Raw genomic sequence first — 23564 nt, 5'->3', positions numbered from 1 at the left:
CGGAAAAGCCTGGTCACAGGCCGTGGGGACAGGCCGTTTCGCGGATTTGCCTAGCGGACGACCTTGGTCTTGACGGTCTTCGCGTAACCATGCTCGGGGATGCCGAGCCGGTCGAGCTCTTCCTTGCTCATGTTCTCCATGCCGGTCTGGACGTCGTAGGAGACCACGCCGAGCGTCGCCTTCTGCGTGCCCTTGGCGTTCTTCTTCAGCTTCGGCTCGAAGGTCATGGTGACCGCTTCATCCTTCTTCAGGATCTTCGGCAGGAAACAGAAGAAGGCACGGCCATCAAGGAAGCACTCGGTGCCGACGACGCTCGTGCTGTAGTGGATCCTCCGCAGATCGACGTCCTTGGGGAACTGGCCGCCGACGAAGTAGGCGTCCGCGGGGTGCGGGCCCTTGTTGACGGCGTGGATGGTGTACTTCAGCTTGCCGCCGGCCTTGGCCGTCTTGGGCGCCTTCACCTGAACCGCAAAGGCGGAGAAGGGGTCGTCCATGACGGCCGCGGTCTTGGCGGTGACAGTGGCGGCGGAGGCGGGAACAGCCGGGAGCAGCAGGGCGCCTGCCAGCAAAGCGAGCGACGCGACCTTAGGAAGGGAGTTGCGCATTCAACGTCTCCGGGGAGGAAGTGGCACGGGGACGCACAAGAACAAGCCCCCGTAAATGTCGGCTGTTCCTATCACGTAAGCAAAATCTATGTAAAGTCCATTACTTCAGAATCAGGTGCGTGTCGCCGAACTCGTGCCACAGATATCCCTCCCGCAGCGCCGCCTCGTACGCCTGAACCAGCGCGTTTTCCCCCGCGATCGCGCTCAGCATCATCAGATGGCTGGAACGCGGCTCGTGCAGCCCCGTGATCAGCCCGGACACGGCCCGGACGCCGCGCTCCGGGGTGACGATGTGCCCGGTCCACCCGGCCGCGGGGACCACGCTCCCGTCCGCGCCCACGGCCGTCTCCAGCGCCCGTACGACGGTCGTGCCCGCCGCGATCACCCGGTCGCCGTTCTGGCCGGCCAGGTTCACCAGCCGCGCGGTGGCCTCGGGCACCTCGTACCGTTCGGCGTAGGGCGGCTCGTCCTTCTCCGGCGAGGCGACCCCGGTGTGCAGGGTGATCGGCGCGATCCCGATCCCGCGCGCCACGAGGGCGGTCACCAGGTCCGCGGTGAACGGCCTGGCCGCGCTCGGCATCTCCGCGCTCCCCGGCACGGTCGCGAACACCGTCTGGTAGTCGTCGATCGGCCAGTCCCGCTCCACGTACGAATACCGGATCGGCGCCCCGTACGCCCGCAGGTACGGCTCCACCTCGCGATCCAGCCGCGCCCGCCACAGCCGCGGCGTCTCGCGCCCGAGCAGGCGCAGCGTGGCGCGCCCCGGCAGCGGCAGCCACTCGCCGGGCTCGCCCCCCGTGTACGGTTCTGACGCCTTCGAGGTACGGCGGCGCAGCTCGACCAGCCACGTGCCATCCTGCCTGGCGGTGGAGAAGTGCACGGCCAGCCGGTCCAGCCGGACGGCCGCCGGGAGGGTCGCGGAGTTGTTCACCACGATCAGGTCGCCGGGGTCGAGCAGGCCCGGCAGGTCGCTGAAGCGGTGGTGCGTGGGAGCCAGGTCGCCGCGCGAGACCATCAGGCGCACCCCGTCCCTGGGCAGCCCTCGGGCCTCGGCCGGCTCGCGAGCCGACAAGCCGGGCGGAAGCACGAAATCCAGCGCGCCCGTCGTCACGGCGCTCACCCCAGACGCCGAGCCAGCGGTCCCGGGCGCCGAGCCAGTGCTTCCGGATGTCGAGCCGGCGGTCCCGGGTGCCGAGCCGGCCACCGCGGATGATGCGCTGCCGGTGGTGGTCGTCGCGGTCATTGCAGGCTCACTCTGCCGCTGGCCGGGCGGGCGTTGACCAGGTCGTGCAGGGTCGCGGCCACCTTGGCCGGGTCGGCGGCGCCCGCGGCCTCCCCGGCCCCCACGGCGTCGGCGAGCATGCGGGTGTTCATCTCGCCCGGATCGACCCGCCAGACGCGCAGCTCGGGCTCCTCGGCCGACAGCACGTTGGAGAGCTGCTCCAGCGCCGCCTTGGTGGCCCCGTACCCGCCCCAGCCCTCGTACGCGCCCGTGGCGGCGTCCGACGTGACGTTCACGACGGCTCCGCGCGCGGCCCGCAGCGCGGGCAGCGTGGCCTGGAGGAGGGCGAGCGGGGCGGTCACGTTCGTCTCCAGCAGCACCCTGAACGCCTCCAGCGGGTAGCCCGCGAGCGGCGGCAGCGGGGTCACGCCGAGGTCGCTGGCGTTGTTGACCAGCAGGTCCAGCTCGGGCGCCGCCCGTGCCAGCCGTTCGACGTGCGCAGGATCGGTCACGTCTCCCGGGATCCCGACGGCGCCCAGCTCGGTCGCGACCCGCTCCAGGTCCGCCGCGCCGCGGGCGGTGAGTACGAGGCTCCAGCCCGCGCCCGCCAGCGACCTCGCCAGAGCGAGGCCGAGACCGCGGGAAGCGCCGGTGATGAGTGCGATGTTCGTCATGGTTCCGACGGTAGGAACGCGGCGTGCCGCTGACATCGGGCCCAGGACCCGCCTCGGCCTGGGCACATCGTCCTAGGACCATAGAGTGGGTCCCGTGGCCCCCGACGCGACCCCGGACGTGAGCCCCGATCGGGACGAGATCCTGCAGGCGGTGAGCTCCGCCGTGCTCGCGGTCACCCGCCACCTGTCGGTCCGCGAGGTGCTGCAGGTCATCGTACGTTCGGCGCAGCGGCTGCTCGACGCCCGCTACGCCGCGCTCGGCGTGCCCGACGACGACGGGTCGTTCGCCGAGTTCGTCGCCGAGGGCCTCACCGACAAGCAGTGGGACGCGATCGGGCCGCTGCCCCGACAGCATGGCATGCTCGGCGCGATGCTCCGCGAGGGGACCCCGGCCAGGCTGCCCGACCTGCGGGAGGACCCGAGGTTCGAGTGGTGGCCGAAGGCCCACCCGGTGATGAAGGACTTCCTCGGCGTCCCGATCCGCGACGGCGAGCAGGTGGTCGGCATCATCTTCCTGGCCAACAAGCGCAAGCAGGGCGGCTTCACGCAGGAGGACCAGGACCTGCTCACGCTGTTCGCCGCGCACGCCGCGATCGCGCTGGCCAACGCCAGGCTCTACGAGAGCGGGCGCGAGCTGGCCATGCTGGAGGAGCGCAACCGGATGGCCCGCGAGCTGCACGACGCGGTCACGCAGAAGCTGTTCTCGCTCAGGCTCACCGCGCAGGCGGCCGCGACCATGCTGGAGACGGCTCCCGCCAAGGCCGCCGTCGAGCTGGAGCGGGTGCAGCGGCTGGCCGGCGAGGCGCTGTCGGAGCTGCGGGCCGTGATCGTCGAGCTGCGCCCGGCCGAGCTCGACCGGCACGGGCTGGCCGAGACGCTGCGCAAGCACGTGCGCCTGCTCGACCGGCTGCACGCCTCCGAGGTCACGTTCGAGTGCGACGAACTGCCGCCGCTCGACCCGCCCGTCGAGGTGGCGGTGCTGAGAGTGGCCCAGGAGGCGCTGCACAACGCGCTGAGGCACTCGAACGCCGCCCGGGTCTCCGTCGGCCTCGCCTACGAGGATGGCAAGCTGACCATGACCGTCCGCGACGACGGCGACGGTTTCGAACAGGCGGAGTCGCGCGGCCTCGGCCTGGTGTCCATGCGTGACAGGGCGGAGTCGGTCGGCGGCGTCATGACCGTCCGCTCGGCGCGCGGCGAAGGGACCACGGTACGCGTGGAGGTGGGCGTTTGATCCGGGTGCTGATCGCCGACGATCATCCGGTGGTGCGGCAGGGCCTGCGTACGTTCCTCGATCTGCAGGACGACATCACGGTCGTCGGCGAGGCGAGCGACGGGGAGCAGGCCGTGGCGCTGGTCGGGGAGCTGACGCCCGACGTGCTGCTGCTGGACCTGAAGATGCCGGTGCTCGATGGGCTCGGCGCGCTGGAGCGGCTGACCGGCTCCGCGACCAGGGTGGTCGTGCTGACCTCCGTCAGCGACCGCTCGGACGTCGGCCCGGCGATGCGGGCGGGCGCGTCGGGGTTCCTCTACAAGGACGTCGACCCCAACGCGCTGGTCCAGGCCGTGCGCGCGGTCCACGGCGGGCAGGTGCTGCTGGCGCCCGAGGCGGCCGAGGCGATGCTGGCCCCGGCCGGCGCCGGGCCGATGCCGCTGACCGAGCGCGAGCGTGAGGTGCTCGCGCTGATCGCGGCCGGCCGGTCCAACAGGGAGATCGCGCGGAGCCTGACCGTCGCGGAGAAGACCGTCAAGACCCACGTCTCCAACGTGCTGATGAAGCTGGGCGTCCAGGACCGCACCCAGGCCGCCCTGTACGCCGTACGTCACGGCCTGGGCTGACCGGTCAGGTGTCCTTCTTCTTGTTGGACTCCTCGTGGCTGGACGGCGGGTTGTACTCCTTGACCACGGGGGGCGGGGTCCAGGTCCGGTTCGTCCGGCGCGGCGGCGGGCTGACGATCCGCGTCTTGGCCGTCTTGAGCCAGTAGTAGCCCTTGATGCCGAGGCGCTTGAGCTCTTCCTCGTCGATGTTCTCCATGCCCTGGTCGACGTCGAACGACATCACGCCGACCCGGGCCTTGGCGACGCCCTTGGTGCCCTTCTTCAGCGTCACCTGGAACTTCAGCCAGTCGGTCTTGCCCTTCTCCAGTCGCAGCGGGCCCCAGCACCAGAACCAGCGGCCCTCCCAGGTGCACTTGGTGCCCTTCGGGCCGCCCCAGCGCAGCTTGGGCACGACGCCCTTGGGCACCTCGCCGCCCATCCAGTAATAGTCGGCGTAATGGGGGCCCAGGTTCTTCGCCTGGACGCTGTACGTGATCTTGCCGCTGCGCTTGGTGCGGCTGCTGTGTTTGACCGAGATCTTGAAACTCGAATACGGCGCAATCTTGATCGAGGCGGTCCGCGCGACCGGGCCGGTGGCGGTGACGGCGCCGGCCTGGGTCGGTGCGACCAGGGGCGCGGCGGCGAGACCACCGGCTAACAACAGGCTGAGGCTTCTACGCATGGTGACGGCTCCCCGTACGGTGCTGGAAATCCCCGATCATCTCCACGATTATTGCGGAGGGCAAATTTTTCGCAAAGAGCGATGATCTTTCGTGACCTGGGATGGCTTGCGGTTGATTGTGCGGGTCTACCACGCTTGTGATCGGGGGTCTAGCACAAGGGGGAGGACCAGGTGCCGGAAACGCACCCCTTACAACCGGGTGACCCTCAGTCGCTGGGGATATACCGGTTGCTCGGACGTCTGGGCAAAGGGGCGCAGGGGGTTGTTTACAAAGGGGAATCGCCCGATGGGCGTTTTGTCGCCATCAAACTGCTGAACACCCGCCTGGACAAGCCCGGCCTCGACTCCGAACGATTCATGCGCGAGGTGGCCGCCGCGCGGCGGGTCGCCCAGTTCTGCACCGCCCAGGTTCTCGGCGCGAACATGGACGGCGAGCAGCTCTACATCGTCAGCGAGCTGGTGGACGGGGTCTCGCTGCAGCTCGTGGTGCAGCGGGAGGGGCCGCGCGCGGGCGGGGCGCTCTACCGCCTGGCCGTCGGCACGGTCACCGCCCTGACCGCCATCCACCGCGCCGGGATCGTCCACAGGGACTTCAAGCCGAGCAACGTGCTGCTCGGGACCGACGGGCCGCGCGTGATCGACTTCGGCATCGCCAGGGCGCTGGACTCGGCGATGACGATCAGCAGCGGGGTCGTGGGGACGCCCGCGTACATGTCTCCGGAGCAGATCTCGGCCGAGCGCGTGGGTCCGGCCAGCGACATGTTCAGCTGGGCGCTCACCATGGTGTACGCCGCCACGGGCCGGCCCGCCTTCGGCCAGGACAGCCTGCCGGCGGTCATCTACCGGGTGATGAACGAGGAGCCGGACGTGTCGGCCATCCCCGACCCGCTGCGGCCGATCGTGCAGTCGTGCCTGAGCAAGCGGGCCGAGGACCGGCCTACGGCGGCGGATGCGCTGTTCGCCCTGCTGGAGCACCAGGGGGAGGCGCCGGCGCTGGACGACGAAGGCGCTCTCAGCACCGGCTCCCAGCTCGCCGCCGAAGACAGCCCCCCACCACTTCCCGGTCCGCACGGCTCGGGAACGCCCTCGGATCCGCACGGCTCCGGATCGCCGTCCGGGCCGCCCGGCTCTGGGACGCCCTCGGGTCCGCACGGCTCGGGAACGCCCTCCGGTCCGCAGGGGTTCCAGACGCCGTCCGGGCCGCCCGGCTCCGGTGGCTCGGGCTGGGCGAATCCCGACGGCCGTCCGGCGTCCACGAGTTCGGGCTGGGCCAGCCCGTCCGGCGACCCGTACGTACCGCCGCCGGCGCCCGCCGTCCCGCCGCCCACGGCCAGGCCGGGAACCTCGCCGTACGTGCCGCCGCAGCCGCCCGCCGCCCCCTACGTGCCCCGGCAGCCCCACCCCCAGACCCCGCCACCCCAGCACCAGCACCCCCAGACCTCCGCGCCTCAGCCCTCACGCCCCCAAGCCCCGCCACCCCGGCAGGCGCCGCCGTCGCAGCACCCCCAGTCGCGGCCGCCGCAGGGACCGGCGGGACAGCAGCCGCCGCCGTACCCCTTGAGCCCGGCCCCCTACCCGCCCCCGCAAGGGCGGCAGAGGCGCACCCCGGCACCACCCGAGCAGGGCGGCCACAGCGGCAACGACGCCTTCTTCAAGCACACGCCGACCGAGGAACGCCCCGCCGAGGTCAAGGCCAGGCGCAGGCGCGCGGCCATGGTGGCGGGCACGCTCGTGGTGGCCCTGACCCTGGCCGGCGGCGTGCTGTACGCGGGCCCGACGATGTTCGGCACGACGCCGCAGACCGACGGGACCCTCACCCAGGCGACCACGTCGACCACCGCGACGAGCCCGCCCACGGGCACACAGACCGGCTCCCCGACGGGCCCGCCCACGGGCTCCCCGACGGACGCGCAGACCGGCTCCACGACCGCGGCCCCCACGCCCACCACCATCACCGGCACCCCGGCCCCCACACCCACCCAGGACCAGCCCCTGCAACAGACCGTCCCAGCCCTGGGCAAACAGGACGGCAAGTCGCTCAAGGGCCACACGAAGGGCGTGCAGACGCTCTCCGCCGTCCCCATGGGCGACAAGACCTGGCTGGTCACCGGTGGCCAGGACGGCCGCCTGCGCCTCTGGGACCTCGCCAAGCACAAGTCCCTGGCCACGCTGAAGGGCCACAGCGAGGAGGTCTACGCCGTCGCCTGCATGATGGTCGGCAAGACCCCGATGGCCGTCTCCGGCGGCTACGACGGCAGCGTGCGCCTGTGGAACCTCAAGACCCGCAAGGGCAAGGTGCTCGGCTGGCACGGCGACGCCGTCTACTCGGTCGCGCTCACCAAGGTGAAAGGCAAGTACGTCGCGGTCACCGGCGACGCCAAGGGCTGGCTGCGATTCTGGGACCTGAAGAAGCGCAAGGCCACGGGCAGGAGCATCAGGGCCCACCGCAAGCCGGTGAACTGGCTCACAGCCACCCACCTCGGCGACCGCGCGATCGCCATCTCGGCCGGCGAGGACGAGACCCTGCGGATGTGGGACCTGGCCAAGCGCAAGGCGTACGGCAAGACGTACAAGGGGCATTCGAGGGGCGTCTACTCGGTGGCGGTGGCCAAGGTGGGCGGCAAGCAGGTCGTGGCCTCAGGCGGCAAAGACGGAAAAATCCGGATCTGGGATCCGAAGAACGGCAAGACCCTCGGCACCATGTCCGGCCACAAGAAGATCATCTACTCGCTGTCCTTCGGCTCCGTGAACGGCCGCCCGGTGCTGCTGTCCGGCAGCACCGACGGCACGATCAGGCTCTGGGACCCGGAGACCCGCAAGGCGCTCGGCAAACCGGTCAAAGCCCACAAGAGCGGCGTGTACGCGGTCGGCATCGTCCCCCTGGACGACGGCACGGCCATCGTCTCGGCGGGCAAGGACAAACTCGTCAGGCTCTGGAAGACGAAGGACACAGCCATCGGCTCCTGAGAGGACCGAGAAGACCGAGAAGACGGCACCGAGGGCGCGGCTATTGGCTCCTGAGGGGCTCGAAGATCGCGTGGTGGGCGGCCACGAGCGCCCGCCGCACCGCGCGGTCGAGCTCGCGCAGCGCCACCGCCCGCGTCGCGACCTGCCCCGACGTGAGCCCGCGCTCGTCGGCCAGCCGCACCACGCCGGCCAGCCGCGCGGCCAGCGTGGAGACGCGGTGCGCCCGTGCGGGATAGCCGGGCGCCAGCTCGCCCCCATGCTGCCCGAGCCGGTCAGGACGCTCCTGCGCGGGCCCGTCCACGGAGGTCAGCGCCTCGGTGGCCGATCGGATGGCGGACGACAGCTCCCGCTCCGCCTCGGCCAGCGAGGGCAGGTCATGGCGTACGGGACCGGAGTCGTGCACGTCCAGGCGTACACCGACATAGGAGGACCCGCGCAGGTCAGGCTCGGGCACCAGCCCGAGGTTGCGGTCCTGGAGCACGACGATGGCGGCCTGGCCGACGTCCACCGCGGCCGAGTTGAACACGGCGGGCCCCGACAGCCCCAGCGGGTCGCCGGGCGCGGGCAGGGCGAGGCGCAGCTCGCGCAGCCCCTCGGAGCGCAGGTTTGCCAGGTATTTACGCAGCGGAAGGTCGCCCGCGACGGTGGGTCCCGCGGCGGCTTCCACGTGGTCAGCCGCCTCGTCGAGGCCGACGTGACCGGTCAGCCACGCGTTCCCCCAGGCGACCAGCAGGGGACAGACAGGTGATTCAGGGCGCACCGATCCACGATAAGCGCTCGCCCTGCAATAGGTTTGTCCAGAGGGTGACTCCTAAGGAGGGATCGGGGATGGGTGGTCAGGTGCTGCGGCTCCAGGACGTCGCCGTCAGGCGCGACGGAGCGGCCCTGTTGCGCGGCATCGACTGGACGGTCAACGAGGACGAGCGGTGGGTCGTCATCGGTCCCAACGGTGCAGGCAAAACCACGTTGCTGCAGGTCGCGGCCACGTTGCTCTATCCGAGTGAGGGCGTGGTCGAGGTTCTCGGGGAGCGGCTGGGGCAGGCGGACGTGTTCGACCTGCGGCCGCGGATCGGGCTGGCGAGCGCCGCGCTGGCCGAGCGGATCCCGCCCGAGGAAAAGGTCATCGACCTCGTGCTCACCGCCTCCTACGCGATCATGGGCCGCTGGACCGAGGAGTACGACTCCAACGACGTGACCAGGGCCGTCGAGCTGATCGACATGATGGGCGCGGCCCACCTGATCAGGCGGCGTTTCGGCACGCTGTCCGAGGGCGAGCGCAAGCGGGTGCAGATCGCTCGCGCGCTCATGCCCGACCCCGAGATGCTCCTGCTCGACGAGCCCGCGGCGGGCCTCGACCTGGGCGGGCGCGAAGACCTGGTGCGCCGGCTGTCGGCGCTGGCGGGCGACTTCCGTTCGCCGACGCTGGTGCTGGTGACGCATCACGTGGAGGAGGTGCCGAGCGGCTTCACGCACGGGGTGCTGCTGCGGCACGGCTCCGTGGTGTCCCAGGGGCCGCTGGAGCACGTGATGACGTCCGAAAACCTGTCCCACACGTTCGGGGTCCCGCTGACACTGGAGAGGAGCGCCGAGGGCCGCTGGTACGCCCGCGCTCACTAGATCACCATTTATGCGGATAAAAGCCGCTCAGCCCCTGAAAGAGCGGCCAAACCAATAGCATCTACGAAGTCGGTTCCCTCGGCTTCGGAGCGTCGTCATGACCACCCAACAGCTCATCGTCGCCCTAGTCGTGGTCGCGGCGGTGGGTTTCGGGCTGGCACGGACGATCCGCATCATTCCGCAGGCCACGGCCGCCATCATCGAGCGCCTGGGCCGCTACCACCGGACGCTCACCCCCGGGCTGAACCTCGTGGTGCCCTTCATCGACCGCATCAAGGACATGATCGACCTGCGGGAGCAGGTGGTGTCGTTCCCGCCGCAGCCGGTGATCACCTCCGACAACCTGGTCGTGTCCATCGACACCGTCATCTACTTCCAGGTCACCAACCCGAAGGCGGCCACGTACGAGATCGCGAACTTCCTGATCGGCGTCGAGCAGCTCACGGTCACCACGCTGCGCAACGTGGTCGGCGGCATGGATCTCGAACACACGCTGACCTCCCGCGAGGACATCAACACGGCGCTGCGCGGCGTGCTCGACGAGGCGACGGGCAAGTGGGGGATCCGCGTCAACAGGGTCGAGCTCAAGGCCATCGACCCGCCCGCCTCCATCCAGGACTCGATGGAGAAGCAGATGCGCGCCGACCGCGACAAGCGCGCCGCGGTGCTGACCGCCGAGGGGCAGCGGCAGGCGGCGATCCTGGCGGCGGAGGGCGAGCAGCAGGCGTCGGTGCTGCGGGCACGCGGCGAGGCGGAGGCGGCCGTGCTGCGCGCCCAGGCGGAGGCCGAGGCCCAGGCCATGCGCGCCAAGGGGCAGGCGGACGCGATCGGCATGGTCTTCAGGGCCATCCACGACGGCAAGCCGGACCAGCATCTGCTCGCCTACCAGTACCTGCAGACCCTGCCCGAGATCGCCAAGGGCGATGCCAATAAGATCTGGATCATCCCATCGGAGATGGGCAAGGTCCTGGAAAACCTGGGCGGCCTCTTCACACCCCCCAAGAGCCCGGACGCCTGAGGAGGCTTCTTGACGGGGTGGGAACTGGCCGCGATCTGCGCGGCCGGGGTGGTGGCCGGCGGCATCAACGCGGTCGTCGGGTCGGGCTCGCTGATCACGTTCCCCACGCTGGTGGCGCTCGGCGTCGATCCCGTCACCGCGAACGTCTCCAACACCGTCGGCCTCGTCCCCGGCTCCTTCACCGCCGCGTACGGCTACCGAACCGAGCTCACGGGACAGCGCGAGCGCCTGCTGCGCCTGGGCCTGGCCTCGGGCATCGGAGCGGTGATCGGCGGGATCCTGCTGCTGTTCCTGGACCCTGACGTCTTCGAGGTCGTCGTGGTCGCGCTGATCCTGGTGGCCTGCGTGCTGGTCCTGGTGCAGCCCAGGCTCAACGCCTGGCTGGCCGCGCGGCGCGAGCACGCGCACCCGCACGGAGGCGCGGCGCTGTGGCTGGGCGTGCTGGCCGCGGGCGTCTACGGCGGCTACTTCGGCGCGGCCCAGGGCGTGCTGCTGATCGGCCTGCTCGGCAGCTTCCTCGACGACCACCTCCAGCGGGTGAACGCCGCCAAGAACGTCCTCGCGCTGATCGTCAACGGGGTGGCCGCCGCGTTGTTCATCGTGGTCGCGGACGTGGACTGGCAGGTCGTCGCCGGGGTGGCCTCGGGGGCGGTGGCGGGCGGGTTCGCCGGCGCGCGGCTGGGGCGGCGCATCCCTGCTCCGGTGCTGCGCGGGGTCATCGTCTGCGTGGGAATTGCGGCGATTATCGTACTGGTGTACGGATAAGTTATTGGTCTTCTGGGTATAAATCCGTACATGAAGGGTGATCGGGTCGAGATCGTCATCGACGCGGGAGGATCGCCGCGTACCTACGAGATCAGGGCCACCCGCGCCGGTCGGCGGGTCGAGGTGGCCACCAGGCGGGGGCTCGTGGAGGTGAGCGAGGTCACCCGGAGCGGATCGCCGGTCCGCACGGCCAGGTTCATGTCCAGCCGCATCCTCGCCCTCGTCGAGCACCCCGCCGACGAGGTCAGCTGAAGTCGGCGGCGTGATCCTCCGCCCACTGGCGGAAGGTCAGCGCCGGCCGGCCGAGCAGCTGCTCCACCGTGCCGGTCACCGGCTCGGGCTCGGTCACGAAACGCCCCCACGTCTCCAGCGCGCTCTCCACGAATCCCGGATCGCCCCAGGCGGCCAGCAGCCGCTCACGCGCCTCGTCCAGCGGCTGCTCCTCCCACCGCACCTCGCGCCCGACCGCCTCGCCGATCTGGCGTACCTGCTCGGCCTGGGTGAGCTGCTCGGGCCCGGTGAGGGGGTAGGCGGCCCCGTTGTGCCCCGCGGAGGTCAGCACGTGCACGGCCACCGCCGCGATGTCCTTCTCGTGGATCAGCGACCTGGCGGCCTGCCCGTACGGCCAGCGCACCACGCCCTGCCTGACCTGATCCGCCCAGCCCAGCGTGTTGGCCGCGAACCCGCCGGGCCGCAGGAACGTCCAGCCGAGCCCGGAGCGCCGGATCAGCCGCTCGATCTCCCCGTAGTGCATCGACGGCTCCCCGCCGCCGGGCACGCTCGCGGACAGGTACACCACGCGCCGCGCGCGCTCGGCGATCGCCGCGACCACCTTGTCCGCCACGCCCGTCGAGAAGCTCGGCCAGAGCAGGAAGACGCTTTCGACATCCTCCAGCGCGGGCTCAAGCGTCTCGGGCGCGTTCAGGTCGCCGCGTGCGGTCTCCACGGTCAGGCCCGCCTTACCGGGATCCCTGACGAATGCCCTTACCTCCAGCCCAGCCTCCGCGAGCTGGGACGTCACATGCCTGCCGACATTGCCGGTCGCGCCGGTCACCAGAATCTTGCCCATGACCCGACGGTAGAACCTCAACCAAAGCTCAGGTCAACCCAGGCCGCACCTGGATCGTGCCGTCACGCCGGATCCGCGTCTCGAACATGGGCGCGGGCGCGGTGGCCGGGCCGTGCTTCACCGAGCCGTCGGTCAGCCTGAACGTGCTGCTGTGCCACGGGCACACCACGCACGCCTCCCCGTCCTCCATCACGAGCCTGCCCTGGTGCAACGGACCCGCCAGATGGGGGCAGCGGTCGGCCAGCACGGTCACGGCGTCGCCCTGGCGCAGCACGAAGAGCTGGATGTAGCCGAGCCGCCTGGCGACCGGGCGGCCGTCGGGCAGGTCCCTGAGCGGGCACAGGTCGTGCCAGCCCAGCGGCACCAGGTGGGTGACCTGCGGGGCGTGGTTCGCGCCCGCGGCCTGCCGGTAGGCCAGGTGGCCGCCGAGATAGGCGCCGAGGCCGCCCACGCCGAGCCCGGCGAACGACAGCATCCGCCCGGCCCGCTCCTTGCCGCGCAGGCGGGTCGCCAGAGAGGCGGAGAACAGGCCGAGTGCGGCCAGGTTCGACAGCATGTGGACGAAGCCCACGCGCTGCTGTTCACGGTGGAGCGAGGACCAGTCGGTCAGCCCGGACGCGGCCGTCGGTATCGCGTTCGCGATGCCCGTGGCCAGCAGCAGGCGGGAGGCGCGCGGATCGGCTTTCGCCAGGTCGAGCACGGCCGCCGACAGCCAGCAGCCGAGGCTGACCGTGGCCAGCGGCGGGTGCAGAGGTTTGCCGGTGGGCACGCCGTGCAGCAGATCGCGTAGCCAGCCCTGGCGGATGCGCCGGCGTACGGCCTTGGCCAGCACTCTGACCGGTTTGTCCATTGCCTTCGACTTCTCGAGCCGATCGGCGATGGCAACCGGCCCGGCGAAACCCCGCAACTGCCGACGTCTCGCGCGTACTGTCTCTTTCACGACAAGTCCCCTACCCCCGCCATGAGGGGATCACTCGGACAGGTGTCCCCTGGCAACGGAGAGTTCGACCAGCTCGCGGGCGTACGCGCCCAGCGAGGGCGACCCCTCCTCGATGATCTGTACCTTCTCCCTGACTTGTGCGGCCTTGACCTTGAACAGCGGCCACGTGCCTCCCTCGGTGTGGTGGTTGGCCAAAATCGGGGCGAACCGGTCTAGTGCCTTGGCGAATCTCGCCTCCGGCGTCTTCCTGGTCTCGAACTCGTCCCACAGCTCCCGCAGCTCCGCCCCCTGCTCGCCCGGCAGCAGGCCGAAGATGCGGTCCGCGGCGGCGGCCAGCGCGTCCACGTCGGGGGAGACGGCCGCCGCGTCGTAGATGAAGGTGTCGCCGGCGTCGATCTCGACCAGGTCGTGCACCAGCAACATGGCCACCACCCGCTGGAGATCGGTCCCCGGTGGGGCGTGCTCGCCCAGGACCATCGCCAGCGTGCCCACGTACCAGGAGTGCTCTGCGGTGTTCTCCCGCCGCGAACCGTCGATGAGATGGTTGCGGCGGATGATCCGCTTCAACTTGTCGATTTCGATGGCGAAGGCGATCTGGGTGTTCAGGCGGTCCTCTTCTGGCGCGATAGTCACGCGCGACACCCTAATGTGCGGTGATCACCCCGGTTGGTGAAATCGTGACCGGAACTCCGTTGAACACTGCGTTACCACTTGGTACGTCGATGGTGGATTCGTCGGTAAGGGCGTTGACACTGACCCCCGCGTGCTCGGCCGCCACGCTCTGTGCGCTGCCCGCGTGCCCCCAGCCGTGCGGCAGGCTGACCACGCCCGGCATGATCGTGTCGGTGGGTTCGAGCGGCACCGTGAGCCGGCCCTTCGCCGAGGTGACGACGGCCTCGCCGCCGAGCCCGAGCCTGGCCACGTCTGCGGGGTGGATCTGCAGTGTGCAGGTGTTGCTGCCGCCGACCAGCGTGCCCACGTTGTGCAGCCAGCTGTTGTTGGAGCGCAGGTGCCGCCGCCCGATCAGGACGATCTCCGGCGGCGCCTCCTCCATCTTGCCGCGCAGCCGCTCCACGTCCTCGATGAGCTGCGGCGGAGCCAGCTCGATGACGCCCGACGCGGTCTTGAGCACCTCGGGCAGCCTGGGCTCCAGCGCGCCCAGGTCCAGCCCGTGCGGGTGGTCGAGCAGCTTGCGCAGCGACAGGTCGCCCTTGCCGGCCCACTCGCCGTAGGGGCCGAGCCTGAGCATGAGGTCGAGCCGGCGTTCTGCGCCCGTCTCGCCCTCCAGCAGGTCGCGCAGCTCCGCCACGTCCCGCCCCTCGATGCCGGAGCCGGGCGTCTCCGCGGCCTTACGCAGCATCTCGTCGATCACGAACGCGTCCAGGTCCCCTTCCAGCCCCGAAGCGATCATGGCCAGCCTGGCGAGGATCTGGGCCTCCGAGGGCTGCCCGTCGAGCGGCAGCAGCGGCGGCGAGTAGCGTGCGTAGTTCCGCACGGCGAACCCGAGCAGCAGGAAGTCGTAGTGCCCCGACTGCAGCACCCGCGGCGGCGGCAGGATGACGTTCGCGTGCTTGGTGGTCTCGTTCAGGTACGGGTCCACGCACACCATGAAGTCGAGCCGCTCGAAGGCCGCGTCGAGCCGGTCCCCGTGGGGCGCCGAGAGCACGGGGTTGCCCGCCACCGTGAGCAGGAATTTGATCTGCCCCTCGCCCGGCGTCTCGATCTCGTCGGCCAGCGTGGCCACCGGCAGCTCGCCGCCCGCCTCCGGCAGCCCCCTGACCCGGCTCCGCCACCGTCCCATCGCGTAAGCCCGCCGTCGCGCTCCGAACTCGGTGGCGGGTTTGGGGAACATGGCGCCGCCCGGCCTGTCCAGGTTGCCCGTCAGCACGTTCAGTACCTCCACCAGCCACTGGGCCAGCGTGCCGAACTCGGCCGTGCAGGTGCCGATCCTGGCGTACACGGCCGCCGTCGGCGCCCCCGCCAGCTCCCTGGCCAGCCGTACGATCACCTCGGCGGGCACGCCGGTACGCAGGGAGACCGCCTCAGGCGGGAAGTGCTTGGCCGCCTCGCGCACCTCGGCCAGCCCGTTGACCGGATGAGACGGCCGGGCCAGATCCTCGGCGAACAACGTGTGGACGATGCCGAACAGCAGGTACGCGTCCGTCCCCGGGCGGACGAAGACGTGCTCGTCGGCCAGCGCCGCCGTCCGCGTACGCCGGGGATCGACCACGACGAGCCGGCCGCCGCGTCCGCGCAGGGCCTTGAGCCTGCCGGGGAAGTCGGGCGCGGTGCACAGCGACCCGTTGGACTCCAGCGGGTTCGCGCCCAGCATCAGCAGATAGTCGGTCCTGTCCAGGTCGGGGACCGGGATGGCGAGGGGATGGCCGAACATCAGGCCGCTAGCGACGTGCTTGGGCATCTGGTCCGCGGTGCTGGCGGAGAAGACGTTGCGGGTGCCGAGCGCCTTGATCAGCGGGGCGCCGTACAGGGCGCCGGCCATGCTGTGCGCGTTCGGGTTGCCGAGATAGACGGCGGTCGACCGGCGGTCGGCGACCTGGGCGAGCCCGGCCCGCACCGCGGCGAACGCCTCGTCCCAGCCGACCTCGCGCCACAGGTCGCCCTCCCTGATCAGCGGCTTGCGCAGGCGGTCGGGGTCCTCGTCGAGCCGGCCGAGACTGGCGCCCTTCGGGCAGATGAACCCCTTGCTGAACGGATCGTCCTTGTCCCCGCGCACGCTGGTCACGTGCCCGCCCTCGTCGAGGGTGAGCGTCAGGCCGCAGACGGCCTCGCAGAGGGGACAGGTCCGGTGGACGGTCGACGTCATCACGACTCCTGAGTTCGCCAGATGAACTCATCTTGTCTCGTACCGCGCGCATGGGGAAGCCCCGGAGCCCCCGCGGTCTCCGGGGCTTGCACCCCCGGGGAATTTCCCGGATTCCCCAGGCTTGGGAGGTGCTAGCGGTTCGCCAGCGCGCCCGCGGGCAGCACCACGTCCGTACGCAGATCAGGCGGCTCCTCAAGGTCCGGTCTCAGCGAGATCCACGCTCGCCGGCCGTAGAGGCGCTCCAGCCCGGGGGCGGCCGCTCCGGGCGTCTCGTCGCGCCGGACGATCTCGACGATCACGAGCTGGGCCCGCTTGACGTGCCGGAAGACGTTCGCGCTCCTGGCCCAGCAGGCCGCCGCGATCTCCTCGCTGTACGCCTCGAACTCCTCGGCGCAGATCCCGGCCCTCGTCAGGATCAGCGCCTTCTCGCCGGTCGCCGTCGGCGTGATCCACAGCACCAGCGGGATCCGCCCGGACCTGGTGTGCATCGTGGTCTCCAGGCAGACCCGCTGCAGCCGGTGCCTGGAGACCACGCACCAGAAGCGGGCGGCGATCCAGTTGCGTCCGATCCTGGTGGCAGCCGGCACCGAGATCGCGCTCGTCAGGAGGATGAAGGGCGCCCAGCGGCCCTCTTGGGTGGCGCCCAGCAATGTCAGCGTGAACAGCGCCAGCCCGGCGATCAGCAGCAATTCCGTACGGATCCGCCAGAGCCTGACCAGCGGCCCGCCGCGACCGGCGGCGGGGAGGTCCTCGTAGGCGGGGTAAATCTGGTTCCGCGGGTTCCTCGGCATGTCAGGACACCTCCTCCGTCACCCGGTGGGGCAGGCTGAGCTGGTCGAAACGCGGGTCGCGATAGCGGCGGGCCCCGAACCCCGTCCGCGCCACGGTCCAGCCGATGCGGTGGGCGAATTCGTCGGGCTCCATGCAGATTTCGCGATCGGCCAAGGCGATGAGTTCCCGGATCCGGGACTTGATTCGGCTGAGTCCCTTGGTACCTTGTGAGTACATAGAAGACCCCTTTCGCGGCATTTTCAGAGGTGGCTTCTTGGCCGGTCCGACGGCTGGTGACAGGTCTCGCCGCAGGGTGGCAGCCCATTTGCGGCGAACGGGTGATCAGCCTCGGCCCGGCTTTTTTCGTGCTCGAAAGAGCGGATGTTCGGTGCGTTCTTCAGGAGATTGAGTAATCCTTCCGGCAAGCGGCCTCCCTGGGGTCGATATGCGTTTCCGGGACGGCGACGTTGCCGGCTGTGCGGCCCTTATGCGGATCGCGCGGATCGGCATGGGGGCACGCGAACGTGGTCGGAAGGCCCGGTGTGTACGGCCGTGTCGTCATGTCCGGCCTCCTCATCACTCGAGATCCCTCCTGGGTCGATCGTCTCTCCAGGGCTTCGTCGCTGCAATACTTTCAGCAAGGGAAGATTTAACTTTCTTCGCAGCTTGCTGGTTGGCTTGCTCTGCAACTTGCACGACAACTGTCAGGGCTTCACGAGGGACCGAGGCCGAGCCGCGAAAAGCTGGCCCACATGCTGCGCCTTCGCGGAGCTTGTCTTGCTCCTACGCTCTCTCCGTGAAAGCCTTCTGGCAAGGCCGAGCGGCACTACACATGCAACTTGCAGTGTAAGATTGGGCGAACGGCCCAGAATGTCGGGCCCCAAACGATCCCTTCCGGCTACACCTTCATTCCCGACAAGGAGAGTGGACGGTGCCATCGCAGCAGGGCAGTCCGACCGTGCGCAGGCTCCGGCTGGGCCAGGAGTTGCGTCTTCTCCGCGAGCGGCAGAAGCTCACCGGCGCCAAGGCGGCCAAGGAGCTCGGGTGGTCCCCGAGCAAGGTCAGCCGGATCGAGGCGGCCAAGACGATGCCGGCCGCTGACGACATCAAGGCCATGGCGAAGCTCTACCGCGTCGACGGAGACAAAGTTGACGAACTCTTCGGCCTTCTGCGGGATGCGGAGCAGCGAGGGTGGTGGGAGGATTACGAGGACGCTCTGCCTGAGGAGTACACAAGATTTCTCGGGCTGGAGGCGGAGGCGATCTCTCAACGATCATGGGAACCCCAGGTCGTGCCCGGTCTCCTGCAAACCGAGGACTATGCACGGGAAGTGATCCTGGCCTCTCGCGGCATCGCTCGCATCACGCACAGCGGTGTTCGGAGCCGGGTCGAAGCCCGTCTGGACAGGCAGAAGCGCGTCCTTTACCGCACCGAGCCCTGCCGGCTCACGGTGGTGCTGGACGAATCGGCGCTGACCCGGCGCTTCGGCGAGCCCTCGGTGATGCGCGAGCAGATGGAGCATCTCCTGGAGCTTTCCCTGCTTCCGCACGTCGGCGTGCACGTCCTCACCCTGGACTCACTTCATCCGGTTAACACCGGTGCGTTTATTCACCTCCAGTTTGCGGCTTTTGACGATGTTGTGTACCTGGAACAGTTGTACACTGCTCACTTCGTCGAAGACCTCGAACGTGTGGCCGGATACGAGACCGCTTTCGACCACATTCGGTCGGAGGCGCTCGATGAGGATGAATCACGTGTGCTCATCCAACGCAAGGCCATGCTGTGGAGGCGTTAGCGACACCCACCTCAACAAGGGGCAACGGAGCCCCTTCAGCTATTTGGGGAGAAAATGCACAACCACCCTATGACGGCGGCTTGGCGGAAGAGCACCTTCTGCAATGGCGCAGACACCTGCGTCGAGGTCGCTCCACTGGCGGACGGCAACGTCGCGCTGCGTGACAGCAAGGAGCATGACGGTCCCGTCCTCGTGTTCACTCCAGAGGAGTGGGCCGCTTTCGCGTCCGGCGTCCGCGAGGGTGAATTCGATCTTGCGACCTTGACGACGAGCGGGTAAGAAAACGGCCCGGCGAAGTTGATGACGCAACGTCGCAGGGCCGCTCCCCACGAGGCCCGGCAAGGCCTCGGCAGCACTCCTGCTCGCCGCACAGGCGAGCGTAGAAGACGCACACATCATGGCACAGCGACCCCCCTGATGATCAACCTCCGACCCCATCTTTCGTAGGCCTGGAGCATCCACCCGGTCCCCACCCCAGGACCGTCGAGGCGGCGACCCCCCGCATGGACGCTGCCCGATCGCGGTGTCGATGCTCCCGTGTCATATCCGGGGCCTGTCACGCTCTGCCGCTCCACGCCGTCGACCGGCGTGCGGACGCGGCGCGAGAAACGACGGCGGCCACCGGCAAGGGCGAGCAGGCTGACCTTTCTGCGTGTTCACCATCTCTTGCGGGTGGCGGAAAACATTTCACCCAGCCATTCCTGGGTGCCCCCATGCCGCATATTCGACTTCTTTGACATCTGGTTCATCACCAGGAGACCGTAATGCCGTTTCTACCACGCCGGTATCACCGTCTGTACGCCCCGCTCAATCGCGAAGCGCAATTCTCCGCGATGTGCGACGTGATGGAGCTGCTCGAGTCCGCCAGGAAAGAACTGACGATCGAGTGCCGCGACGGCGCCAAATTCGACGCCGTGGACCTGCACGGCGCCTTCAACGACGGCCGGGCGCGCAGCGTGAAGCTGAGCGTGCGGACCACGCACTACCGCATCTGCGTCAAGGCGGGTTTCACACCCCTGACCATCGAGGTCACGGCGTTCGGCCGGCGGCCGCGAAAGCTGCTGCGGGCGATCGCCAAGGAGATCAGGCCCTACGCGTTACCGGACGACGAAGGGCGGTGGCCGATGCGCCTGTGGTCGTGGTTCCGCGCCGACGTGTTGCACGGGATCGTGGCCGGGCTCGTCGTCGCCGGGCTGCTCACCGCGTTCGGCTGGCTGGTCGGTCGGCTCATATGAGTGCGGCGCGTCCCTCTCTGGGACGCGCCGCACCGGGTCACGCTCGGGCCGGTACGCGGCCTCGTACGAGGAAGAGGGAGCTCAGCCCGGCGAGGACGGCCAGGCCGGCCATCGCGATGGCGGCCCACAGGGAGGCGGAGGGTCCGGCCACCGGGCCGTGGTTCTGGCTCAGCGTGATGAACAGGGTGCCGACCGTCGAGACGCCGATGACCTGGCCGAGCTGCATCACGGTGAGCAGCGCGCCGCTCGCGTCCGCCGCGAAGGCGCCGTCCACCTGCTCGGTCGCCATGTTCGTCACCGCGACCTGCACACCGAGGCCGGCGCCGACCAGGGCGCTCATGATCGCGTACGGGAGACCGCCGCCGGCGGCGAGCCCCAGCCCGAGGTAGGCGGGCGCGGCCACCACGTAGCCGACGGGCACCAGCGGGCGCTGCAGCCCGATCGGCAGGCGCGGCCAGGCGAGCCCGACCAGGCCGAAGGCCAGCGCGCACGGCACCAGCATCATGCCCGAGCCCAGCGGCGTCAGGTGCAGGTCACCCTGGAGGTGCAGGGCCGAGGTGAACAGGAACGCGCCCCAGGTCGCCGGGCCGAACAGCAGAATCGCCAGCCCCGGCCGCATGCCGGGCGCGCGCAGCACCCGCGCGTCCACGAGGGGACGCCCGCCCCGAGCCGTCACCCACCGCTCGATCTGGACGAACGCCCCGAACATCAGCACGCTCAGCCCCATCGAGATCCAGCCCCACAGCGGCCACCCGAGGTCGCGGCCGAGCACCATCGGCACCACGAGCAGCAGCACGGCCGCCGACAGGCTCACCAGGCCCCACGGGTCGAGCCCCGTCTTGCCGCCGCCCGCGTCGGCGGGAAGCACCCGGAGCCCGGCCGCCATCAGCAGCGCCCCGACCGGGACCAGCACCAGGAAGACCAGCCTCCAGCCCGCGCCGAACCCCAGCAGGATCCCGCCGAGCGCCTGGCCGACCACGATGCCCCCGCTGATCACCAAGGACCAGAGGCCGATCGCCCTGCCTCTGGCCGCCCCCTGGTAGTTGCGCTGGATCAAGGTGAGCACCTGCGGCATCATCAGCGCCGCCCCGGCGCCCTGCAGCAAGCGGAAAGCGATCAGCCAGCCGGTGGAGGGAGCCAGGCCGGCGCCGAGCGTGGTGACGGTGAAGACCGCCAGCCCGCCGAGAAACGCGTTGCGATAGCCGAAGAGATCGCCGATCCTGGCTCCCGTGATCAACAGGACGGCGTAGACGATGGTGTATCCGGCGACGATCATCTGCAGCCCGGCGCCTGAGGAGTGCAGGTCGGACTCGATGGTCGGGGTGGCCACGTTGACGATGTTGACGTTCAGGATGGCCAGGAACTGCCCCACGAGGATGATCGCCAGGAGCAGACCGCTGGCCTTGGTCTTCTGCGGCTTTGTGTGCGCAGGAGAGGTAAAGGCGGCAGTTTGCGTCATGCCGACCAGTCTGCAGCGGATCCAGTACCAGTAACGAGAGTCCCTTTATACTGGTACTGGCGGTAACTGGATAAATGCCGCTATGTCCACCATTGTGGAGAGATGACCGTGGCAGAAGCAAGGCGAGCCGACCTGTCGGCCTTCCTGCGCACCCGCCGCGAGCGGATCACCCCGGAGATGGTCGAGCTCGCGCCAGGCCCGCGCAGGCGCACCCCCGGCCTGCGGCGCGAGGAGGTCGCGCAGCTCGCCGGCGTCGGCGTGACCTGGTACACGTGGCTGGAGCAGGGCCGCCCGATCAACGCCAGCACCCAGGTGCTCGACGCGATCGCGCGCACGCTCCGGCTCGACAGCGCCGAGCGGCAGCACCTCTACCGGCTGGCCGGACAGGTGCAGGTCCCGCTGGACGTGGACACCGGCCAGGTGACGCCCGAGATGCGGGGGATACTCGACCGGCTCGGTGAGATGCCCGCCTGCGTCGCCAACAGCCGCTGCGACGTCCTGGCCTGGAATTCCGCCTACGCGCTGCTGTTCCCCGAGCTGGTCGACGCGCCCGAGGGGGAGCGGAACTCCCTCTGGTACACCTCCCTCAACCTGCACCCCACCTCGCTCCTGCTGGATCGCGACCAGGAGCTGGCCAGAGCCGTGGCCGTCTTCAGGGGCGCCTACAGCCGGCACGCGGACGACCCGTGCTGGCAGGACTTCGTCCGCAGGCTGAGCTCGGTGAGCGCCGAGTTCGCGCAGCTCTGGGCCAGGCAGGACGTGGCCGAGCCGGGGCCGAGGACGAAGTCGTACCGGAACGTGGAGATGGGGGTGCTGCGCTTCAGCAGCACCAATCTTCTGGCCGCGCCCGAGATCCGGCTGATCGTCTACACACCGGCGGATGACCGGACGTGGAGCGCTATGTCCAAGTTGCTGAGCAACGGGGAGGCTGCGCGGTAATACGCACTGCATGTCATGCTCGATCCTTGAACGTAAGGATTCGAGCGGAAGTGGCAGCAGATGAGACTCCCCCTTGCCCTCCCGGCGCTGGCTGTCGTCGCCTCGCTGGCGGCCTGCTCGCCGGCACCTGAGCGGGAGCCGCAGAGCAAGCAGGTGGACCAGCAGGCGTCCGGCGCCCCGACGAAGAAGCCGGCGGCTGAGCGGCGGCCGTACACGATCTCCTTCGGCGGGGACGTGCACTTCGAGGGGATGCTGCGGAACCGGCTCGCGAATCCGCGCACGGCCCTCGGGCCCATCGCGAGCGTGCTGCGCGCGTCGGACTTATCGATGATCAACCTGGAGACGGCCATCACGACGGCGGGGACGCCGGCTCCGGGTAAGCAGTTCACGTTCAGGGCGCCGCCGACCGCGTTCACCGCGCTCAAGGGGGCCGGGGTCGACGTGGTGTCGATGGCGAACAACCACGGCATGGACTACATGGACAGTGGCCTGGCGGACTCGCTGGCGGCGATCAAGCGCAGCAAGTTCCCCGTGGTCGGGATCGGGAAGAACGCGGCGGAGGCGTACAAGCCGTTCAGGAAGACGGTGAACGGCAACCGGGTGGCGATCATCGGGGCCACGCAGGTGCTCGACGCGGAGTTCATCCAGGCGTGGACGGCCACGGCGGACAAGGGCGGCCTGGCCTCGGCCAAGGACGAGCCCGCGCTGCTGAAGGCGGTACGGCAGGCGCGCAAGAACTCCGACACCGTGATCGTGCACCTGCACTGGGGCACCGAGATGCAGAAGTGCCCGAACCCGGCGCAGCTCTCCCTCGCCCCCAAGCTGGTCAAGGCGGGGGCCGACGTGGTGATCGGCGGGCACGCGCACATCCTGCTCGGGGCCGGATACCTCGATGACGCCTACGTCAGCTACGGCATGGGCAACTTCGTCTTCTACAACTCCACCCCCGGGACGACCGGCAGGACCGGGGTGCTGACGCTGACGATCAACGGGCGGAAGGTGCTGAAGGACCGCTGGACCCCGGCCACCATCCAGGGCGGCGTGCCGATCCCGATGACCGGCGCGGCCAAGACCCAGGCGGTGACCGACTGGAAGGCGCTGCGCTCCTGCGCGGGTCTGGCCGCACAGCCCTGAGCGATCTATCCTTTGTTGGATTACGCGTCC

General features: G+C 69.7%; 24 protein-coding genes. 12 read left to right on the top strand and 12 right to left on the bottom strand.

The window, feature by feature from the left end:
- Positions 1–50: 50 nt before the first annotated feature.
- From ABEA43_RS33240 to ABEA43_RS33230, 3 genes are all read right to left on the bottom strand, one after another.
- Positions 51–605 (bottom strand): hypothetical protein, encoded by a 555-nt coding sequence (locus ABEA43_RS33240; protein WP_345568047.1) that lies wholly within the window; start codon positions 603–605, stop codon positions 51–53.
- Between the two features lie 100 nt (positions 606–705).
- Entirely contained in the window at positions 706–1716 is a 1011-nt protein-coding gene (locus tag ABEA43_RS33235) for an S-adenosylmethionine:tRNA ribosyltransferase-isomerase (RefSeq protein ID WP_345568045.1), read from the bottom strand.
- A 128-nt stretch (positions 1717–1844) separates the two neighbouring features.
- Complete coding sequence (locus ABEA43_RS33230; RefSeq protein WP_345568044.1) at positions 1845–2501, bottom strand: SDR family oxidoreductase; 657 nt, start codon at positions 2499–2501, stop codon at positions 1845–1847.
- 94 nt (positions 2502–2595) lie between these two features.
- Between ABEA43_RS33230 and ABEA43_RS33225 the strand changes: the two genes are divergently transcribed.
- Positions 2596–3735: a GAF domain-containing sensor histidine kinase gene (locus ABEA43_RS33225; RefSeq protein WP_345568042.1), complete on the top strand. Its 1140-nt coding sequence runs from the start codon at positions 2596–2598 to the stop codon at positions 3733–3735.
- On the top strand, positions 3732–4340 hold the full coding sequence (locus tag ABEA43_RS33220; protein WP_345568040.1) for a response regulator: 609 nt from the start codon (positions 3732–3734) through the stop codon (positions 4338–4340). The genes ABEA43_RS33225 and ABEA43_RS33220 overlap by 4 nt, the downstream gene beginning before the upstream one ends.
- Before the next feature lie 4 nt (positions 4341–4344).
- Here the strand turns inward: ABEA43_RS33220 and ABEA43_RS33215 are convergent, their stop codons facing one another.
- Positions 4345–5001: a hypothetical protein gene (locus tag ABEA43_RS33215; protein WP_345568038.1), complete on the bottom strand. Its 657-nt coding sequence runs from the start codon at positions 4999–5001 to the stop codon at positions 4345–4347.
- A gap of 228 nt (positions 5002–5229) precedes the next feature.
- Between ABEA43_RS33215 and ABEA43_RS33210 the strand changes: the two genes are divergently transcribed.
- On the top strand, positions 5230–7968 hold the full coding sequence (locus ABEA43_RS33210) for a protein kinase domain-containing protein (protein WP_345568035.1): 2739 nt from the start codon (positions 5230–5232) through the stop codon (positions 7966–7968).
- 40 nt (positions 7969–8008) lie between these two features.
- Here ABEA43_RS33210 and ABEA43_RS33205 read toward each other — a convergent pair whose 3' ends face one another.
- Entirely contained in the window at positions 8009–8728 is a 720-nt protein-coding gene (locus ABEA43_RS33205) for a hypothetical protein (protein WP_345568033.1), read from the bottom strand.
- Positions 8729–8796: 68 nt separating this feature from the next.
- Here ABEA43_RS33205 and ABEA43_RS33200 point away from each other — a divergent pair, with 68 nt between their 5' ends.
- The 4 genes from ABEA43_RS33200 (at position 8797) to ABEA43_RS33185 (ending at position 11620) form a co-directional block, all read left to right on the top strand.
- A complete protein-coding gene (locus ABEA43_RS33200; RefSeq protein ID WP_345568031.1) occupies positions 8797–9585 on the top strand; it encodes an ABC transporter ATP-binding protein in 789 nt (262 codons plus the stop codon).
- 97 nt (positions 9586–9682) lie between these two features.
- The gene (locus tag ABEA43_RS33195; protein WP_345568029.1) at positions 9683–10603 is read left to right on the top strand and encodes an SPFH domain-containing protein; all 921 of its coding nucleotides are present in this window, start codon (positions 9683–9685) and stop codon (positions 10601–10603) included.
- A gap of 9 nt (positions 10604–10612) precedes the next feature.
- Positions 10613–11368 carry a sulfite exporter TauE/SafE family protein gene (locus ABEA43_RS33190; protein WP_345568027.1) on the top strand — a complete coding sequence of 252 codons (756 nt, stop codon included), beginning with the start codon at positions 10613–10615 and terminating at the stop codon, positions 11366–11368.
- Positions 11369–11398: 30 nt separating this feature from the next.
- Complete coding sequence (locus ABEA43_RS33185; RefSeq protein WP_345568025.1) at positions 11399–11620, top strand: hypothetical protein; 222 nt, start codon at positions 11399–11401, stop codon at positions 11618–11620.
- Here ABEA43_RS33185 and ABEA43_RS33180 read toward each other — a convergent pair.
- The 6 genes from ABEA43_RS33180 to ABEA43_RS33155 all read right to left on the bottom strand — a co-directional run bounded on the left by ABEA43_RS33180 (position 11613) and on the right by ABEA43_RS33155 (position 17125).
- Positions 11613–12437 carry an NAD(P)H-binding protein gene (locus ABEA43_RS33180; RefSeq protein WP_345568022.1) on the bottom strand — a complete coding sequence of 275 codons (825 nt, stop codon included), beginning with the start codon at positions 12435–12437 and terminating at the stop codon, positions 11613–11615. The genes ABEA43_RS33185 and ABEA43_RS33180 overlap by 8 nt on opposite strands.
- Positions 12438–12465: 28 nt before the next feature.
- A complete protein-coding gene (locus tag ABEA43_RS33175; RefSeq protein ID WP_345568020.1) occupies positions 12466–13287 on the bottom strand; it encodes a Rieske (2Fe-2S) protein in 822 nt (273 codons plus the stop codon).
- Between the two features lie 120 nt (positions 13288–13407).
- On the bottom strand, positions 13408–14019 hold the full coding sequence (locus ABEA43_RS33170) for an HD domain-containing protein (RefSeq protein ID WP_345568018.1): 612 nt from the start codon (positions 14017–14019) through the stop codon (positions 13408–13410).
- Between the two features lies 1 nt (position 14020).
- On the bottom strand, positions 14021–16201 hold the full coding sequence (locus ABEA43_RS33165; RefSeq protein WP_345568016.1) for a molybdopterin-dependent oxidoreductase: 2181 nt from the start codon (positions 16199–16201) through the stop codon (positions 14021–14023).
- A gap of 131 nt (positions 16202–16332) precedes the next feature.
- Positions 16333–16992 carry a hypothetical protein gene (locus ABEA43_RS33160; RefSeq protein WP_345568014.1) on the bottom strand — a complete coding sequence of 220 codons (660 nt, stop codon included), beginning with the start codon at positions 16990–16992 and terminating at the stop codon, positions 16333–16335.
- Position 16993: 1 nt separating this feature from the next.
- Complete coding sequence (locus ABEA43_RS33155; protein ID WP_345568012.1) at positions 16994–17125, bottom strand: hypothetical protein; 132 nt, start codon at positions 17123–17125, stop codon at positions 16994–16996.
- A 778-nt stretch (positions 17126–17903) separates the two neighbouring features.
- On the opposite strand from ABEA43_RS33155, the gene ABEA43_RS33150 reads away from it, so the two are divergent.
- The 3 genes from ABEA43_RS33150 to ABEA43_RS33140 all read left to right on the top strand — a co-directional run bounded on the left by ABEA43_RS33150 (position 17904) and on the right by ABEA43_RS33140 (position 20002).
- Positions 17904–18767: a helix-turn-helix domain-containing protein gene (locus ABEA43_RS33150; protein WP_345568010.1), complete on the top strand. Its 864-nt coding sequence runs from the start codon at positions 17904–17906 to the stop codon at positions 18765–18767.
- Positions 18768–18821: 54 nt separating this feature from the next.
- Positions 18822–19046 (top strand): DUF397 domain-containing protein, encoded by a 225-nt coding sequence (locus ABEA43_RS33145; protein ID WP_345568008.1) that lies wholly within the window; start codon positions 18822–18824, stop codon positions 19044–19046.
- A gap of 485 nt (positions 19047–19531) precedes the next feature.
- On the top strand, positions 19532–20002 hold the full coding sequence (locus ABEA43_RS33140) for a hypothetical protein (RefSeq protein WP_345568006.1): 471 nt from the start codon (positions 19532–19534) through the stop codon (positions 20000–20002).
- A 37-nt stretch (positions 20003–20039) separates the two neighbouring features.
- Here the strand turns inward: ABEA43_RS33140 and ABEA43_RS33135 are convergent, their stop codons facing one another.
- A complete protein-coding gene (locus ABEA43_RS33135; protein WP_345568004.1) occupies positions 20040–21461 on the bottom strand; it encodes an MFS transporter in 1422 nt (473 codons plus the stop codon).
- Positions 21462–21563: 102 nt separating this feature from the next.
- Between ABEA43_RS33135 and ABEA43_RS33130 the strand changes: the two genes are divergently transcribed.
- Positions 21564–22400 (top strand): helix-turn-helix transcriptional regulator, encoded by an 837-nt coding sequence (locus ABEA43_RS33130; protein WP_345568003.1) that lies wholly within the window; start codon positions 21564–21566, stop codon positions 22398–22400.
- A gap of 60 nt (positions 22401–22460) precedes the next feature.
- Entirely contained in the window at positions 22461–23534 is a 1074-nt protein-coding gene (locus ABEA43_RS33125; RefSeq protein WP_345568001.1) for a CapA family protein, read from the top strand.
- Positions 23535–23564 lie beyond the last annotated feature (30 nt).

The organism is Nonomuraea rosea, from assembly GCF_039539705.1.
Lineage (GTDB): Bacteria > Actinomycetota > Actinomycetes > Streptosporangiales > Streptosporangiaceae > Nonomuraea > Nonomuraea rosea.
This window is presented reverse-complemented; position numbering and strand designations above follow the sequence as displayed.

Excerpts from the sequence above, each read along its gene's own strand:
- ABEA43_RS33240 (WP_345568047.1), bottom strand. The coding sequence starts at position 605 with ATGCGCAACTCCCTTCCTAAGGTCGCGTCGCTCGCTTTGCTGGCAGGC.
- ABEA43_RS33230 (WP_345568044.1), bottom strand. The coding sequence starts at position 2,501 with ATGACGAACATCGCACTCATCACCGGCGCTTCCCGCGGTCTCGGCCTC.
- ABEA43_RS33215 (WP_345568038.1), bottom strand. The coding sequence starts at position 5,001 with ATGCGTAGAAGCCTCAGCCTGTTGTTAGCCGGTGGTCTCGCCGCCGCG.
- ABEA43_RS33200 (WP_345568031.1), top strand. The coding sequence starts at position 8,797 with ATGGGTGGTCAGGTGCTGCGGCTCCAGGACGTCGCCGTCAGGCGCGAC.
- ABEA43_RS33195 (WP_345568029.1), top strand. The coding sequence starts at position 9,683 with ATGACCACCCAACAGCTCATCGTCGCCCTAGTCGTGGTCGCGGCGGTG.
- ABEA43_RS33185 (WP_345568025.1), top strand. The coding sequence starts at position 11,399 with ATGAAGGGTGATCGGGTCGAGATCGTCATCGACGCGGGAGGATCGCCG.
- ABEA43_RS33180 (WP_345568022.1), bottom strand. The coding sequence starts at position 12,437 with ATGGGCAAGATTCTGGTGACCGGCGCGACCGGCAATGTCGGCAGGCAT.
- ABEA43_RS33175 (WP_345568020.1), bottom strand. The coding sequence starts at position 13,287 with ATGGACAAACCGGTCAGAGTGCTGGCCAAGGCCGTACGCCGGCGCATC.
- ABEA43_RS33165 (WP_345568016.1), bottom strand. The coding sequence starts at position 16,201 with ATGACGTCGACCGTCCACCGGACCTGTCCCCTCTGCGAGGCCGTCTGC.
- ABEA43_RS33160 (WP_345568014.1), bottom strand. The coding sequence starts at position 16,992 with ATGCCGAGGAACCCGCGGAACCAGATTTACCCCGCCTACGAGGACCTC.
- ABEA43_RS33155 (WP_345568012.1), bottom strand. The coding sequence starts at position 17,125 with ATGGAGCCCGACGAATTCGCCCACCGCATCGGCTGGACCGTGGCGCGG.
- ABEA43_RS33145 (WP_345568008.1), top strand. The coding sequence starts at position 18,822 with ATGCACAACCACCCTATGACGGCGGCTTGGCGGAAGAGCACCTTCTGC.
- ABEA43_RS33140 (WP_345568006.1), top strand. The coding sequence starts at position 19,532 with ATGCCGTTTCTACCACGCCGGTATCACCGTCTGTACGCCCCGCTCAAT.
- ABEA43_RS33135 (WP_345568004.1), bottom strand. The coding sequence starts at position 21,461 with ATGACGCAAACTGCCGCCTTTACCTCTCCTGCGCACACAAAGCCGCAG.
- ABEA43_RS33130 (WP_345568003.1), top strand. The coding sequence starts at position 21,564 with ATGACCGTGGCAGAAGCAAGGCGAGCCGACCTGTCGGCCTTCCTGCGC.
- ABEA43_RS33125 (WP_345568001.1), top strand. The coding sequence starts at position 22,461 with ATGAGACTCCCCCTTGCCCTCCCGGCGCTGGCTGTCGTCGCCTCGCTG.